We start from the raw sequence: 14,600 nt of genomic DNA, 5'->3' as shown, positions 1-14,600 counted from the left end.
CGACACCACGCATGGCGAAGGCGCCGTGGATCGCTCCACGGCGCCTTCGGTGTGCGATCAGGCCGCGACGGAGTACGCCGCACCGGCGCGGACGGTCAGGCCGTCGGCCGCGGCATCCACCGTCACCGTCCCGCCGTCCACGAGCGCGCCCGTCACGAACAGGTCGGCGATGAGGTCGTCGACCTCGCGCTGGATCAGGCGTCGCAGCGGCCGCGCGCCGTACTCCGGCTCGTAGCCGTGCTCGGCCAGCCAGTCGATCGCGGCGTCGGTGACCTCGAGCCCGACCTCGCGCTTGGCGAGGCGCCGCTCGGACGTGGCGAGCATGAGGCCGACGATCTCGCGCAACTGGGGCTTGTCGAGCTTGCGGAACAGCACGATCTCGTCGATGCGGTTGAGGAACTCCGGCCGCATCGCCTCGCGCAGCTTGCCCATGACGCGGTCGCGCAGGTCCTTCTCCGAGCCGAAGCCGGTCGACCCGCCGCCGTCGGCGAGGAAGCCGATCGCACCGCCTCGCGAGGCGAGGAACTCCGAGCCCAGGTTCGATGTCATCACGATGACCGTGTTGCGGAAGTCGACGGTTCTGCCCTGCCCGTCGGTGAGCCGGCCGTCGTCCAGCACCTGCAGCAGCAGGTTGAAGACGTCGGGGTGGGCCTTCTCGATCTCGTCGAACAGCACGACCGAGTACGGGTTGCGGCGGACCCGCTCGGTGAGCTGGCCGGCCTCGTCGTAGCCGACGTATCCCGGAGGGGCGCCCACGAGCCGCGACACGGTGTGACGCTCGCCGAACTCGCTCATGTCGAAGCGGATCACGGCGCTGCCGCCCGAGTCCGCCGTCGGCTCGTCGAACAGGCTCGCGGCGAGCGCCTTGGCGAGCTCGGTCTTGCCGACGCCCGTCGGGCCCAGGAAGAGGAAGGAGCCGACCGGACGGTGGGCGTCGCCCATGCCGGTGCGGTTGCGCCGCACGGCCTTGGCCACGGCGGTCACGGCGTCGTCCTGCCCGATGACGCGGTCGTGCAGCTCGTCCTCCAGCTGCGCGAGTCGCTCGCGCTCGGTCTCGGTCAGCCGGTTGACGGGGATGCCGGTGGCCCGGCTGATGACGGCGGCGATCTCGGGCTCGCCCACGACGGCATCGCCGCTCCGGGCGGCGCCCGCGGTGGTGGCCTCGTCGAGCTTCGCCTGCACGGCGGCGATCTGATCGCGGACGCGCGAGGCCTCTTCGTAGTGCTCGGCCGAGACGGCCGCGTTCTTGTCGGCCTCGAGGGTGGCGAGCTGCTCGATGAGGTCGCTCACGTCGACCTTCGCGCCGAGGCGGAGCCGCAGCCGCGCACCGGCCTGGTCGATCAGGTCGATGGCCTTGTCGGGAAGCACCCGGTCGGTGAGGTAGCGGTCGCTGAGCTCGACGGCCGCGCGGATCGCCGCGTCCGTGTACGCGATGCCGTGGTGCTCCTCGTACGCGGGCTGGAGACCGCGCAGGATGAGCACCGCGTCCTCGACCGTGGGCTCGCCGACCTTGACCGGCTGGAAGCGGCGCTCGAGCGCCGGGTCCTTCTCGACGACGCGGTACTCCTTGAGGGTCGTGGCGCCCACGAGGTGCAGGTCGCCCCGCGCCAGGCGGGGCTTGAGGATGTTGCCGGCGTCCATGCCGCCGTCGCCCGCTCCCCCGGCACCCACGACCGTGTGCACCTCGTCGATGAACACGATGAGCTCGCCCTTGTGCGCGGCGATCTCGTCCATCGTCTTCGTGAGGCGCTCCTCGAAGTCGCCGCGGTACCGGGTGCCGGCCAGCATCGCGGGGAGGTCGAGCGCCACGACGCGCCGGCCGAGCAGCTGCTCGGGCACGCCGCCGTCGACGATCGCCTGCGCGAGGCCCTCGACGATCGCGGTCTTGCCGACGCCGGCCTCGCCGACGAGCACCGGGTTGTTCTTGGTGCGCCGGCTGAGGATCTCGATGGTCTGCTCGATCTCCTCGGCGCGCCCGATCACAGGATCGAGCTCGCCGGCCACGGCGAGCGCCGTCAGGTCGGTGCCGTACGTGTCGAGGAGCGGGGTGGCGGATGCCGAGGCATCCGTCTCGTCCGCAGGCGTCGGCTCGCCGCCGGACGTGACCGTGTCACGCAATCCCTGGGTGAGGGCTTCGGCGGTCACACCGGCCCGCGCCAGCACCTGGCCGGCCGGAGTGTCCTGGGCGAGCACGAGGGCGAAGAAGAGGTGCTCGGGATCGACGTAGGTCGAGCCGGACGAACGCGCGACCTGGAAGGCGTGGAACAGCGCGCGCTGCACCGACGGCGTGATGACCGCGCCATCGATGTCGGCCGCGGCGGAGGCCGCCGGAAGGCGCTGCTCGGCGGCGCGGACGATCGCGGTGGGGTCGGCCCCGATGTGCTCGACCGCGTCACGGGCGGGCGCCTCGTCGGCGAGGATGCGCAGCACGTGCAGGGCGTCGAGCTCTCGCTGGCCGCGCTCGAGGGCGAAGCGGCCGGCGCGCTGGAGCAGCTCCTGGGTGCGCGCGCCGAGGAAGCGGCTGAGGTCGATCGACCGTTCGGCGCGTGAACGCTCCCTGGCCAGGTAGCGCGCGAGGAACTCGTCGAACGAGCCGCTGTCGTCGGCGTCCGCAGAGGGGGTGAAGTCTTCGGGCATTCCGTCTCTCCTGAAACTTGAGTAGATGCGTATCAAGTTCAACCCACCGGGACGGAACCTATTCCCGGGAGGCGACGCGAGTAGCCTCATCGCAGCAGCGACGAAGGAGCCCGCGATGACCGACCCGACGCACGGCGACGACCACGCGGCGACGTCGCCGCGGGTGCAGCCCGCGCCGCCCGAGATCGACGAGAGCACCGCGGCGCGGATCGTCCTAGAGGAGTGGGGCATCCGGTCGACCGCGAGCGCGCTCGGCAGCCACCAGGACCGCAACTTCCTCCTCGAGCGGGCAGGCGCTCCCCCGCTGCTTCTCAAGATCGCGAACCCCAGCGTCACCGCCGCCGAGCTCGAGGCGCAGTCCGCCGCCGCCGCCGCGATCGCCGATCGTGCCGGAGCCCGCGCGCCGCGGGCGATCTCCCAGGACGGCACGACGGCCTGCTCCGTCGTCGTCGCGGGAGTCACGATGCAGGCGCGCGTGCTCGAGTTCCTCGAGGGTGAGACGCTGTCGGGCTACCTCTCCCCCGCAGTGGTCGCCGAACTGGGCGCGCTCGCCGGCCGCGTGGCCCTCGCTCTGGACGATCTCGACGTTCCGGCCGCCGAGCGCGTGCACCAGTGGGATCTGCGCCATGCACCCGCTGTGCTGGAGGAGCTCCTCCCCTTCGTCGCCGATCCGGCGGTGCGCGCCCGGCTGGCGGAGGCCGCGGCATCCGCGTGGACCGTCGTCGAGGACATCGCCGGGGAGCTTCCCGTGCAGTTCATCCACGGCGACCTGACCGACGACAACGTCGTCACCGCCGACCCGGTGACACGGGTGCCCGACGGCGTGATCGACCTCGGCGACCTCAACCGCACCTGGGCGGTCGGCGAGCTCGCGATCACCGTCTCCTCCCTGCTGCACCACGACGGGATAAATCTGCCCGCGGCGATGCGCGCCGTCGCGGCGTACCACGCGGTGCGTCCGCTCTCCGAGGCCGAGGCGCGGGTACTCTGGCCGCTCGTGGTGGTGCGGGGCGCCACGCTGGTCGCGAGCGCCCACCACGTGCTCGCGACCGATGCCGCCAACGCGTACGCGGCGGGCAACCTGGTGAGCGAGCGGGCGATCTTCGGGCAGGCCGTGTCGGTCCCGCTTCCCGTCGCGACCGCCCTGGTGCGTGCTGCGATCGGCATGGCGACTCCTCCGCTCACCGTTCCGGCGGGGTCGCTGCTGCTCCCCTGGCTCGCCGCCGCCGACGTCACGACCACCGACCTCTCCCCGTCGAGTCCCGCACTGCACGACGGGCGGTGGCTGGAGGCCTCCGCGGAGGAAGACGTGATGAGCGGATGCCTCGGCCCCGCCCGCGCCGCCGCGGCGCCGTTCGGCGAGCCCCGGCTCACGCGCTCACGGCTGCACGACCCCGACGAGCCGTACAACGTCGCCCTGGGCGTCGAGCTGCGCTTCGCCGAGCCGCAGCCCGTCGCCGCGCCGTGGCCGGGCATCGTCGAGGTGACCGAGACCGGCGTGCGGCTCCGCGCCGGCCAGGTCGATCTGCGGCTCGACGGCGTGCGGTCCGCTCTCTCCCCCGGCACGGCGGTCGAGCCGGGCGAGCTTCTCGGCGAGGCCGATCGGGCGCTGTGGGTGCAGGTCGCCCAGGCGGGGATCGACCCGCCGCCTTTCACGACGCCCGGTCTCGCCCGTGCGTGGCGCAGCGTCGTCGCAGATCCGGGATCGCTCGTGCCGGGGCATCCGCTCGCTCGCCCCTCCGTCGACGCGGCCGCCCTCCTCTCGCGCCGGGACGCGGTGTTCGCCGACGTGCAGGAGCACTACTTCGACGATCCGCCGATCATGGTGCGGGGGTGGCGCGAGCACCTCGTCGACGCCGAGGGGCGCGTGTACCTCGACACGCTCAACAACGTCACCTCCGTCGGGCACGCGCACCCGCGCCTCGTCGACGCCGTCGCCGGGCAGTGGCGGCTGCTCAACACCAACTCACGCTTCCACTACGCCTCGGTCGTGGAGTTCTCGGAGCGGCTGGCGGAACTCGTCCCCGACCCGCTCGACACGGTGTTCCTCGTCAACAGCGGGTCGGAAGCCGTCGACCTCGCGCTGCGCCTGGGCCAGGCGTGGTCGGGGCGCCGCGACGTGCTCGCGGTGCGCGAGGGCTACCACGGGTGGACCTATCTCACCGATGCGGTCTCGACCTCGGTCGCCGACAATCCGACCGCGCTCGACACGCGTCCCGAGTGGGTGCACACCGTGCCCGCTCCCTACGGTCCGCGCGGCACGGCGCCCGCGCGGTACGCCGAGGGTGCGGTCGCCGAGATCGAGCGCCTCGCTGCCGCGGGGACGCCGGTGGGGGCGTTCGTCGCCGAGACGGTGTTCGGCAACGCCGGCGGCATCCCCCTCCCCGACGGCTACCTCGCCGCGATCTACGACGCGGTGCGCGCGCAGGGCGGTCTCGCCGTCGCCGACGAGGTGCAGGTGGGCTACGGCCGGCTGGGCGAGTGGTTCTGGGGCTTCGAGCAGCAGCGGGTCGTTCCCGACGTCGTCACGATCGCCAAGGCGATCGGCAACGGCCATCCCCTGGGGGCGGTGATCACGACGCGGGAGATCGCCGAGCGCTATCGCGAAGGCGGCTACTTCTTCTCCTCGGCCGGCGGCAGCCCGGTCTCGAGCGTCGTCGGGCTCACCGTGCTCGACATCATCCGCGACGAGGGGCTGCAGCAGAACGCGCGGGAAGTCGGCGGCTACCTGCGCGACCGTCTCCAGCAGCTCGGGCAGCGGCATCCGCTCCTCGCCGCCGTGCACGGCAGCGGGTTCTACCTGGGGCCGGAGTTCGTGCGCGACCGGAGCACCTGGGAGCCGGCGACGGCCGAGACGGCGGCGATCTGCGCCCGGCTGCGCGAGCGAGGCGTGATCGCCCAGCCCACCGGCGACCACCAGAACGTCCTGAAGATCAAGCCGCCGATGTGCTTCTCCCGCGAGAGCGCGGACGCACTCGTCGAGGCGCTCGACCTGGTGCTGACGACCGGGTGGTGACGTCTCAGGGGATGCGCACCACGACGGCGCCGCGCTTGCGCCCGGTGTCGACGTACCGGTGGGCCGCGACGATGTCGTCGAGCGCGAACGTGCGGTCGACGACCGGCCGCACCGCGCCGGCCTCGGCGAGCGCGACGAGCCGCTGGATGACCGCGGCGCCGAACGTCACGCCGGTGTGGGTCACGAGCCGACCCGACCGACGGGACTGGCCCTTCTCGCGCAGCATCGCCGGACCGTCCGCGATGACGAGGAGGAGCGCCCCTCCCGGGTTAAGCACACGCTCCACGCGAGTGAAGGGGGCGTTGCCGACGCACTCGACGATCACGTCCCAGCGCTGCTCGCCGGCGGCGAAGTCCTCCTTCTCGTAATCGATCACGCGCGCGGCGCCGAGCGAGCGCACGAGGTCGGCATTGCGGCCGCTCGTGACGGCGGTCACGCGTGCGCCGGCGTGCACCGCGAGCTGGACGGCCGAGGTCCCGACGGCGCCGGATGCCCCGTTCACGAGCACCTCGGTCCCCGGGCCGAGCTCGACCTGGTCCAGGAACGAGATCGCGGTGTACCCGCCGAACAGGAGGGCGGCGGCATCCTCGAGCGAGAGCCCGTGCGGCGCGCGGGCGACAGCATCCGTCGCGCGCATGGTGACGTACTCTGCGTGGCAGCCCATGCGCGAACCGCGGAGGAAGACGACCTCGTCTCCGACCGCGAACCCCGTGACGTCGTCGCCGACCGCCGCGACGACCCCGGCGCCTTCCATGCCGAGCGCGGGCTTGCGCGGCCGGAATGCTCCGAGCGCCACGATCCGCAGGAATCCGAGGCCGCGCGGCAGGTCGGCGGCGCGGATGCGATGGTCGGCGATGCTCACGGTCGACGCGCTCAGCCGCACGAGCACCTCTCCCGGCGCAGGCACCGGCGTCGGCACCACGCGGAGCTCCACGACCTCCGGCGCCCCGAACCGTCGCGCGACGGCGGCGCGCATCGTCTTCGGCACGGCCTGGCGAGCGGCTCGGGTGGGTTCGAGCTGAGTCATGGTTTCTCCCTTACGCTGTAAGTATTACAACGTAAGGTACGCCACGGACGCCGCCCTGTCCAGCGTTGGATGTGCGCTCCGCCGTTGTACGGTGAGAAGCGAGGAGGTGAGCGGATGCCGCAGCGCAGCGTCGCCGAGCGCCCCGCGCTCACGCGCGAACGCGTGGTCGCCACGGCGATGTCGCTCGCCGACGGCGGAGGTCTCGACTCCCTCACGATGCGCCGCCTGGCCGAGGAGCTCGGCGTCGAGGCGATGTCGCTCTACTACCACTTCCCCAACAAGAACGCGATCCTCGACGGCCTGCTCGAGCGCACGTTCGCCGAGATCGAAGACGAAAGCGGTGGGTTCTCCACCGAGGCGTCGGGCGACACGTGGCAGCAGGCGCTGCGCGATCGCATCCTCGGCGCGCGGCGCGTGCTGCTGCGGCATCCGTGGGTTCCGGCCGTGATGGAATCACGCTCCACGCTGGTGCCCACGATGGCGCGCTACATCGACGCGAACGTCGGCCTGATGAGGTCCGGGGGGCTTTCGCACGACCTCATCCACCACGCGATGCACGCGCTCGGCAGTCGCCAGTACGGGTTCAGCCAGGAGCTCACGCTCGACGGGGACGGGTCGTCGAGCCCCGGCGACCAGGACCTCGCGCGCATGGCGGAGATGGTGCCGCACCTGGCGGCCATGCTGCAGGAGGTCGTGCACGACGACCCCGAATCTACGCTCGGCTGGTGCGACGACCAGACCGAGTTCGAGTTCGGTCTGGACATCCTCCTCGACGGCCTCGCCCGGCGGCACGCCGCCGAAGAGCACTGAGCACCGTCTCGACGGTCGGATCGGTCAGTCGCGCCCGCCGGGAGGACCGACGAGCAGCAGGATCGCGTACAGCGCCACGACCGCGACGGCGATGAGCACGGCGAGAAGCCAGGCGCGGTTGAGGAACCAGCGCATCAGCCGGTCATGCCAGGCCCCGTCCCGGGGGTCGTCGGTGGCGGTGAGCCGCCACGCGCCCGCGAGCCGCCCGGAGCGGTGCAGCCACACCTCGGTGGGGATCGTGGCGTACGGGATCACCGCGCTCGCGATCGCCACGACCGTCGGCCATGCCCCCCACCGCTGGTTCTTGGCGACCAGGATCGCCGTCGCGCCGTACGAGAGGAAGACGAACCCGTGGATGCCGCCGCCCACCGTGACGCCCACGGCGACGTCCGTCGTCGCCCGGAGGACGAGCCCCGCGATCAGCAGTGTCCACGAGATGGCCTCGGCGATCGCCAGGACGCGGAACAGGGTCAGGGGCGCGCGGAACACAGGTCTCCTTCGGGTGGGGATGCCTCCACCCTACGTTCGCCCGTGGGCGGGGCCCGACCGGCGGGTGGTCGGCCCGAACCGCCCGCCGGGGCGACGCACTACCGTGGGACGGTGGACTTCTCCCTGACCGCGCTGCGGCGCTGGCCCGATCTCGAGGGGCCCGACCTGCCTGCCGCGGACGCCGCCGACCGGCTGATCCTCGACGAGTCCGCGGCTGCGCGGGCCTCGCTCTCCGACGGCGATCTCACGATCATCGGCGACGGGTTCGGGGCGCTGACGCTCGGTGCCGCCGCGGACGGGGGGCGCGGCATCCGGGTCCATCAGGACGCGCTGACCGGCGAGCTCGCGCTCGCGGCGAACGCCGAGCGGCTCGGACTCGCCGGCGGGTTCGTCTCGCTGCCACTCACCGCCGAGCTCGTGGCCGGCGCGCGGGTCGTGCTGCTGCGGCTGCCGCGCTCGCTCGACGAACTGCGAGACGTCGCGGGCCTGATCGCCGCGCACGCCGCACCCGAGGTCGTCGTCTTCGCGGGCGGACGCCTGAAGCACATGACCACGGCGATGAACGATGTGCTCGGCGCGCACTTCGATCGGGTCGACATCACGCACGCCCGCCAGAAGTCGCGGGTGCTCATCGCGCGCGGACCCCACGACGGGCGCGACCCCGAGCCGCGACGCCAGGTGCACGACGGCCTCACCGTGTGCGCGTTCGGCGGCGCGTTCGCGGGGACCTCGCTCGACATCGGCACGCGGTTCCTCCTCGAGCATCTGCCGCCCGTCGAGTCCGGCGGCGACGCGGCGATCGACCTGGCGTGCGGCACCGGCATCGTCGCGACGACACTCGCCCTGCGGCATCCGGACCTGCGTGTCTACGCGTGCGACCAGTCCGCCGCCGCCGTGGCGTCGACCCGAGCCACGGCCGAGGCGAACGGCGTGGCCGATCGGATCGACGTCGCCCGCGACGACATGCTGCGGTCGAGGCCTGACGCGAGCGCAACGTTCATCGCGCTGAATCCGCCCTTCCACGTCGGCGCCGCTGTGAGCGAAGGAGTCGGCCCGCGCCTGTTCGCCGATGCGGCGCGCGTGCTGCGGCCGGGCGGCGGGCTCTGGACGGTCTGGAACTCCGCGCTGCAGTATCGGCCGATCCTCGAGCGATTGGTGGGTCCCACGCGTCAGATCGCGCGCAACGCGAAGTTCACCGTCACCGCCTCGACACGGCGCTGATCGCTGCCCGGGCCACACTGCTCGGGCAATGCTGCCCGGCGCCCCGGCTCACTTCGGATCGCGGGTCGACCAGAATGCCCACGCGACCAGCACCGGCTGGAAGAACAGCCGGACCAGCCGCTTCCTGTCGGTGTCGAGACCGAACCCGTCACGCCGTTTGGCGTACTGCTCGATGTTGCCTGGGAAGACGGCCACGAAGAACGCCGCGAGGATCGCCCCGATCGTACGCCGGGACGCAGGGAGGACGACAAGCGCGGCCCCGAGCATGACCTCGACGACACCGGATGCCACGACCACGGCATCCTTGTCCATCGCCTTGGTCGTGAAGTCGGGGACCTGCGCCTGGAACTCCCGGCGTGCCCAGAACAGATGGCTGATGCCGGCGAACATCATCGATCCGGCGAGAAGCCACCGCGCGAACGTTCTCATGTGGGCATCCTAGGCGCCGGCGGTCACTCCTCGACGACCTCCTCCGGCGGTGCGAACGACGCCCACTCACCATCTGTGCACTGGTAGAGCACCGACGATGACGTGTCGATGTAGATGTCGTCGCCCTCGCACGCGCTGTCCTCCGGCTCGCCCGTGCCCAGGGTGATCTGCGTTCCGGCGGCTCCCGGCTCGCCGGGAGCGCCCGGCTCGCCCGGTGCGCCGCTCGCGCCGGGGGCTCCGGTCGCTCCCTGCGACCCGGTCGCTCCCGTCGAGCCTGGTGTGCCGGGGGCGCCGGTCGCGCCGGTGAGATTCTCCGCCGCCGACTCCCGGATGTTGCCGACCAGCGTCCAGTCCTCCTCGAAGAGCCACACGTCGGCCGATGCGACGTCGATGTACACGTCCCCTTCGGAGCCCTTGCCCGTCTCGGGCGCGCCCGAGCCCGCACGCACCGCGGAGCCGGCGGGGAGGATCTCCTCGAGCGCCGCCTCGTAGTCGTCCATGCTCGCCTCCTCGACCGTCGCGCTGGGCGACGGGGCGGCGGTCGTCTCCACCGAGCGGGCGAGCCACGATCCGAGGAACGCGGCGAAGAACGACAGGGCGACGATGGCGAGGCCGAACCACACGAGGGTGCCGCGTGTTATCCCGACGGGCGGCGGCGGCTGCTGCGGGGGCAGTGCGGAGGGCTTCGTGATGGGTGGCGAGGGTTCTTGAGACATGCCGGACTCCGTTCGACCGCTCCCCAGAGCGCCCGGGGTTTCAGCGCAGAGCGGCGTGAGGCTCACTGTAGGGATCAGGCCACACAGCGGCAACACCCGTCACAGGGCGTGTCGCCCGGCCCCCGCCTCCGTCGTCCGGACATGAAGCCGCCTCCGGGCCCGATTGGGGAGGGGCCAGGAGGCGGCGTGAGACGGTTGGGGTCGTCTCACTGATGAGACGGCGCACCCGCTCGGTTATTACGCGGTTGTCAGAAGTTCCAGTCCTCGTCTTCCGTGGCCTCGGCCTTGCCGATGACATACGACGAGCCCGACCCCGAGAAGAAGTCGTGGTTCTCGTCGGCGTTCGGCGAGAGCGCCGAGAGGATGGCCGGGTTCACGTCGGTGACGGATGCCGGGAACATCGCCTCGTACCCCAGGTTCATCAGGGCCTTGTTGGCGTTGTAGTGCAGGAACTTCTTGACGTCCTCGGTCAGGCCGACGCCGTCGTACAGGTCCTGCGTGTACTGCACCTCGTTGTCGTAGAGCTCGTACAGCAGCGAGAACGTGTAGTCCTTGATGTCGTTGCGCGTGGCCTCGTCGACCTTCTCGAGCCCCTTCTGGAACTTGTAGCCGATGTAGTAGCCGTGCACGGCCTCGTCGCGGATGATGAGGCGGATGAGGTCGGCGGTGTTGGTGAGCTTGGCGCGGCTCGACCAGTGCATCGGCAGGTAGAAGCCCGAGTAGAACAGGAAGCTCTCGAGCAGGGTCGAGGCGACCTTGCGCTTGAGCGGGCTGTCGCCCTGGTAGTACTCCATGACGATCTGAGCCTTCTTCTGAAGGTTCGGGTTCTCGACGGACCAGCGGAACGCCTCGTCGATCTCCTTCGTCGAGCAGAGCGTCGAGAAGATCGACGAGTAGCTCTTGGCGTGCACCGACTCCATGAACGCGATGTTGGTGTACACCGCCTCCTCGTGGGGCGTGATCGCGTCGGGGATGAGCGAAACCGCGCCCACCGTGCCCTGGATGGTGTCGAGCAGCGTCAGGCCGGTGAAGACGCGCATCGTGAGGGTCTGCTCGTCGGGCGTGAGCGTGTTCCACGACTGGATGTCGTTGGACAGCGGCACCTTCTCGGGCAGCCAGAAGTTGTTCACGAGACGGTTCCAGACCTCGAGGTCCTTGTCGTCCTGGATGCGGTTCCAGTTGATCGCTTCGACGTGGCTGAGCAGCTTGAGCTTGTCGGGGGTCATTTTCTCGGTGTCCTAGATCAGGGGTGCGCGGCTAGAGCATGCAGGAGACGCACTCGGACATGTCGGTGCCCTCCAGCGCCATCTGCCGCAGGCGGATGTAGTAGATCGTCTTGATGCCCTTGCGCCAGGCGTAGATCTGCGCCTTGTTGATGTCGCGCGTGGTGGCGGTGTCCTTGAAGAACAGCGTGAGCGACAGGCCCTGGTCGACGTGCTGCGTGGCCGCGGCGTACGTGTCGATGACCTTCTCGTAGCCGATCTCGTACGCGTCCTGGTAGTACTCCAGGTTGTCGTTCGTCATGAACGGCGCCGGGTAGTAGACGCGGCCGAGCTTGCCTTCCTTGCGGATCTCGATCTTCGACGCGATCGGGTGGATCGACGACGTCGAGTTGTTGATGTACGAGATCGAGCCGGTCGGCGGCACCGCCTGCAGGTTCTGGTTGTAGATGCCGTGCTCCTGGATGCTGGCCTTCAGCGCCGTCCAGTCCTCCTGCGTCGGGATCGGGATGCCGGCGAACAGCTCCTTGACCTTCTCGGTCTCGGGCTCCCAGGCGCGGTCGATGTACTTGTCGAAGAACGTGCCCGACGCGTACGTCGAATCGGCGAACCCATCGAAGGACTCCCCCCGCTCCTTGGCGATGTTGTTCGAGGCGCGCAGCGCGTGGAACAGCACCGTGTAGAAGTAGATGTTCGTGAAGTCCAGGCCCTCTTCCGAGCCGTAGTGCACGTGCTCGCGGGCGAGGTAGCCGTGCAGGTTCATCTGGCCGAGGCCGATGGCGTGCGAGCGGTCGTTCCCGTCCTCGATCGAGCGGACCGACGCGATGTGGCTCTGGTCGCTGACCGCGCTCAGTGCGCGGATGGCCGTCTCGACGGTGGCACCGAGGTTGCCGCCGTCCATCGCCAGGGCGATGTTCATCGAACCCAGGTTGCAGGAGATGTCCTTGCCGATCTCGGCGTAGGAGAGGTCCTCGTTGTACGTGGTCGGCGTGTTGACCTGGAGGATCTCTGAGCACAGGTTGGACATGTTGATCCGGCCCTTGATCGGGTTGGCCTTGTTCACCGTGTCCTCGAACATGATGTACGGGTAGCCCGACTCGAACTGGATCTCGGCGAGGGTCTGGAAGAACTCGCGCGCGTTGATCTTGGTCTTCTTGATGCGGGGGTCGTCGACCATCTCGCGGTACTTCTCAGTGACCGAGATGTCGCCGAAGGGCACGCCGTAGACCTTCTCGACGTCGTACGGCGAGAAGAGGTACATGTCCTCGTCGTTCTTGGCGAGCTCGAACGTGATGTCGGGCACGACGACGCCGAGCGACAGCGTCTTGATGCGGATCTTCTCGTCGGCGTTCTCGCGCTTGGTGTCGAGGAAGCGCAGGATGTCGGGGTGGTGCGCCGAGAGGTACACCGCGCCGGCGCCCTGGCGGGCACCCAGCTGGTTGGCGTAGCTGAAGCTGTCTTCGAGCAGCTTCATCACGGGGATGATGCCGCTGGACTGGTTCTCGATCTGCTTGATCGGGGCGCCGGACTCGCGGATGTTCGACAGCAGCAGGGCCACGCCGCCGCCGCGCTTGGAGAGCTGCAGCGACGAGTTGATCCCGCGCGAGATCGACTCCATGTTGTCTTCGATGCGCAGCAGGAAGCACGAGACGAGCTCGCCGCGCTGCGCCTTGCCGGTGTTGAGGAAGGTCGGCGTCGCGGGCTGGAAGCGGCCCGAGATGATCTCCTCGACCAAGTCCATGGCGAGCTTCTGGTCGCCGTCGGCGAGCGCGAGCGCGGTCATCACGACGCGGTCCTCAAAGCGCTCGAGGTACCGCTTGCCGTCGAAGGTCTTCAGCGTGTAGCTCGTGTAGTACTTGAACGCGCCGAGGAAGGTCTCGAAGCGGAACTTCTTGCCGTACGCGAAGTCATTGATCTTCTGGATGAACTCGAACGGGTACTTGGCGAGCAGCTCGGGCTCGTAGTACTCCTTCTCGACGAGGTAGTCCAGGCGCTCCTTGAGGGAGTGGAAGAACACCGTGTTCAGGTTGACGTGCTGCAGGAAGTACTCCCGGGCGGCGCGCTTGTCGGCGTCGAACTGGATCTTGCCGTCGGCGTCGTAGAGGTTGAGCATCGCGTTCAGGGAGTGGTAGTCCATCCCCTCGAAGCGCACCTCTGTCTTGAAGTCCTTCTCGGTCACTGCAGCTTCTGCCATCTTTCCAATCCCTCGCTCACGCGTTCCACGTCTTCAGGCGTGCCGAATACTTCTAGCCGGTACAAGTGCGGCACGTTGCACTTGCGGCTGATGATGTCGCCGGCGAGACAGAAGTGCTCGCCGAAGTTGGTGTTGCCCGCGGAGATGACCCCGCGAATCAGGCGCCGATTGCGCTCGTCGTTGAGGAACCGGATCACCTGTTTGGGAACGGCTCCGCTCTCCTCGCCCCGACCTTGGCCACCGCCGTAGGTCGGGGTGACGAGGATGAACGGCTCATCGACCACGAGACCCGGATCCGCCGCATGCAGCGGAATCCGGACCGCCCTCGCCCCCAGCTTCTCTATGAAGCGTGCGGTGTTCCCCGAAACGCTCGAGAAGTAGACGAGGAGCGGTGTCGCGGTCGCCCGCCCGGCAACCGCGCTTCGCTGAGCGACCGCGGTTGCCATGGCACTACGCGAGTCGCGACGCGAGCTCGTCGATCTTGTCGGGCCGGAAGCCCGACCAGTGGTCTTCATCGGTGATGACGACCGGCGCGGAGAGGTACCCCAGCGCCTTGACCTGCTCGAGGGCCGAAGGGTCCTCCGACAGGTCGTGAATCTCGTATTCGATACCCTTCGAGTCCAACGCTCGGTAGGTCGCCGTGCACTGCACGCACGCGGGCTTCGTGTAGACCGTGATCGCCATATGGATCCGTCTCTCCCTCACATCCGCTTGTCTTTCCGGCAGGCCCCCCGCCGGGAGACCAATACTACATATGGGTACCGACATTCGATAGCACCACAAGGGCTAGTAGTTACATCGGTGTGATTATCCACCGCCCTCCCCATGTACAACACAGGTT

The 14,600-nt window shown here is 69.6% G+C and carries 12 protein-coding genes; 3 read left to right on the top strand and 9 right to left on the bottom strand.

What is annotated here, in order from left to right:
- Positions 1-57: 57 nt before the first annotated feature.
- The gene (locus tag SOM19_RS15885; RefSeq protein ID WP_320487555.1) at positions 58-2,637 is read right to left on the bottom strand and encodes an ATP-dependent Clp protease ATP-binding subunit; all 2,580 of its coding nucleotides are present in this window, start codon (positions 2,635-2,637) and stop codon (positions 58-60) included.
- Between the two features lie 115 nt (positions 2,638-2,752).
- Here SOM19_RS15885 and SOM19_RS15880 point away from each other — a divergent pair, with 115 nt between their 5' ends.
- Positions 2,753-5,653: an aminotransferase gene (locus SOM19_RS15880; RefSeq protein WP_320487554.1), complete on the top strand. Its 2,901-nt coding sequence runs from the start codon at positions 2,753-2,755 to the stop codon at positions 5,651-5,653.
- Between the two features lie 4 nt (positions 5,654-5,657).
- On the opposite strand, the gene SOM19_RS15875 is transcribed toward SOM19_RS15880, so the two are convergent.
- Entirely contained in the window at positions 5,658-6,680 is a 1,023-nt protein-coding gene (locus SOM19_RS15875; RefSeq protein ID WP_320487553.1) for an NAD(P)-dependent alcohol dehydrogenase, read from the bottom strand.
- A 114-nt stretch (positions 6,681-6,794) separates the two neighbouring features.
- Between SOM19_RS15875 and SOM19_RS15870 the strand changes: the two genes are divergently transcribed.
- Positions 6,795-7,490 carry a TetR/AcrR family transcriptional regulator gene (locus tag SOM19_RS15870; RefSeq protein WP_320487552.1) on the top strand — a complete coding sequence of 232 codons (696 nt, stop codon included), beginning with the start codon at positions 6,795-6,797 and terminating at the stop codon, positions 7,488-7,490.
- Positions 7,491-7,514: 24 nt separating this feature from the next.
- On the opposite strand, the gene SOM19_RS15865 is transcribed toward SOM19_RS15870, so the two are convergent.
- A complete protein-coding gene (locus tag SOM19_RS15865; protein WP_320487551.1) occupies positions 7,515-7,979 on the bottom strand; it encodes a DUF3817 domain-containing protein in 465 nt (154 codons plus the stop codon).
- Positions 7,980-8,090: 111 nt separating this feature from the next.
- Here SOM19_RS15865 and SOM19_RS15860 point away from each other — a divergent pair, with 111 nt between their 5' ends.
- Positions 8,091-9,200 (top strand): class I SAM-dependent methyltransferase, encoded by a 1,110-nt coding sequence (locus SOM19_RS15860; protein WP_320487550.1) that lies wholly within the window; start codon positions 8,091-8,093, stop codon positions 9,198-9,200.
- 48 nt (positions 9,201-9,248) lie between these two features.
- Here the strand turns inward: SOM19_RS15860 and SOM19_RS15855 are convergent, their stop codons facing one another.
- From SOM19_RS15855 to nrdH, 6 genes are all read right to left on the bottom strand, one after another.
- The gene (locus SOM19_RS15855) at positions 9,249-9,629 is read right to left on the bottom strand and encodes a DoxX family protein (protein WP_320487549.1); all 381 of its coding nucleotides are present in this window, start codon (positions 9,627-9,629) and stop codon (positions 9,249-9,251) included.
- A gap of 23 nt (positions 9,630-9,652) precedes the next feature.
- Complete coding sequence (locus SOM19_RS15850) at positions 9,653-10,345, bottom strand: collagen-like triple helix repeat-containing protein (RefSeq protein ID WP_320487548.1); 693 nt, start codon at positions 10,343-10,345, stop codon at positions 9,653-9,655.
- Positions 10,346-10,593: 248 nt separating this feature from the next.
- Positions 10,594-11,571, bottom strand: a complete 978-nt coding sequence (nrdF, locus tag SOM19_RS15845; RefSeq protein WP_320487547.1) for a class 1b ribonucleoside-diphosphate reductase subunit beta — start codon at positions 11,569-11,571, stop codon at positions 10,594-10,596.
- 31 nt (positions 11,572-11,602) lie between these two features.
- Complete coding sequence (nrdE, locus tag SOM19_RS15840; protein ID WP_320487546.1) at positions 11,603-13,759, bottom strand: class 1b ribonucleoside-diphosphate reductase subunit alpha; 2,157 nt, start codon at positions 13,757-13,759, stop codon at positions 11,603-11,605.
- Positions 13,741-14,205, bottom strand: coding sequence for a class Ib ribonucleoside-diphosphate reductase assembly flavoprotein NrdI (gene nrdI, locus SOM19_RS15835; protein WP_320487545.1), 465 nt, complete (start codon positions 14,203-14,205; stop codon positions 13,741-13,743). The genes nrdE and nrdI overlap by 19 nt, the downstream gene beginning before the upstream one ends.
- Positions 14,206-14,209: 4 nt before the next feature.
- Entirely contained in the window at positions 14,210-14,443 is a 234-nt protein-coding gene (gene nrdH, locus SOM19_RS15830) for a glutaredoxin-like protein NrdH (RefSeq protein ID WP_056118519.1), read from the bottom strand.
- Between the last annotated feature and the right edge of the window lie 157 nt (positions 14,444-14,600).

It is taken from the genome of Microbacterium sp. CFBP9034, assembly GCF_034045255.1.
Taxonomy (GTDB): domain Bacteria; phylum Actinomycetota; class Actinomycetes; order Actinomycetales; family Microbacteriaceae; genus Microbacterium.
Note: the sequence above shows the minus strand (reverse complement) of the source record. Positions and strands in the feature narration are given on the sequence as shown.

Coding starts and splice junctions, on each gene's coding strand:
- SOM19_RS15855 (WP_320487549.1), bottom strand. CDS start 9,629: ATGAGAACGTTCGCGCGGTGGCTTCTCGCCGGATCGATGATGTTCGCC.
- nrdI (WP_320487545.1), bottom strand. CDS start 14,205: ATGGCAACCGCGGTCGCTCAGCGAAGCGCGGTTGCCGGGCGGGCGACC.
- SOM19_RS15870 (WP_320487552.1), top strand. CDS start 6,795: ATGCCGCAGCGCAGCGTCGCCGAGCGCCCCGCGCTCACGCGCGAACGC.
- SOM19_RS15880 (WP_320487554.1), top strand. CDS start 2,753: ATGACCGACCCGACGCACGGCGACGACCACGCGGCGACGTCGCCGCGG.
- nrdE (WP_320487546.1), bottom strand. CDS start 13,759: ATGGCAGAAGCTGCAGTGACCGAGAAGGACTTCAAGACAGAGGTGCGC.
- SOM19_RS15875 (WP_320487553.1), bottom strand. CDS start 6,680: ATGACTCAGCTCGAACCCACCCGAGCCGCTCGCCAGGCCGTGCCGAAG.
- nrdH (WP_056118519.1), bottom strand. CDS start 14,443: ATGGCGATCACGGTCTACACGAAGCCCGCGTGCGTGCAGTGCACGGCG.
- nrdF (WP_320487547.1), bottom strand. CDS start 11,571: ATGACCCCCGACAAGCTCAAGCTGCTCAGCCACGTCGAAGCGATCAAC.
- SOM19_RS15850 (WP_320487548.1), bottom strand. CDS start 10,345: ATGTCTCAAGAACCCTCGCCACCCATCACGAAGCCCTCCGCACTGCCC.
- SOM19_RS15885 (WP_320487555.1), bottom strand. CDS start 2,637: ATGCCCGAAGACTTCACCCCCTCTGCGGACGCCGACGACAGCGGCTCG.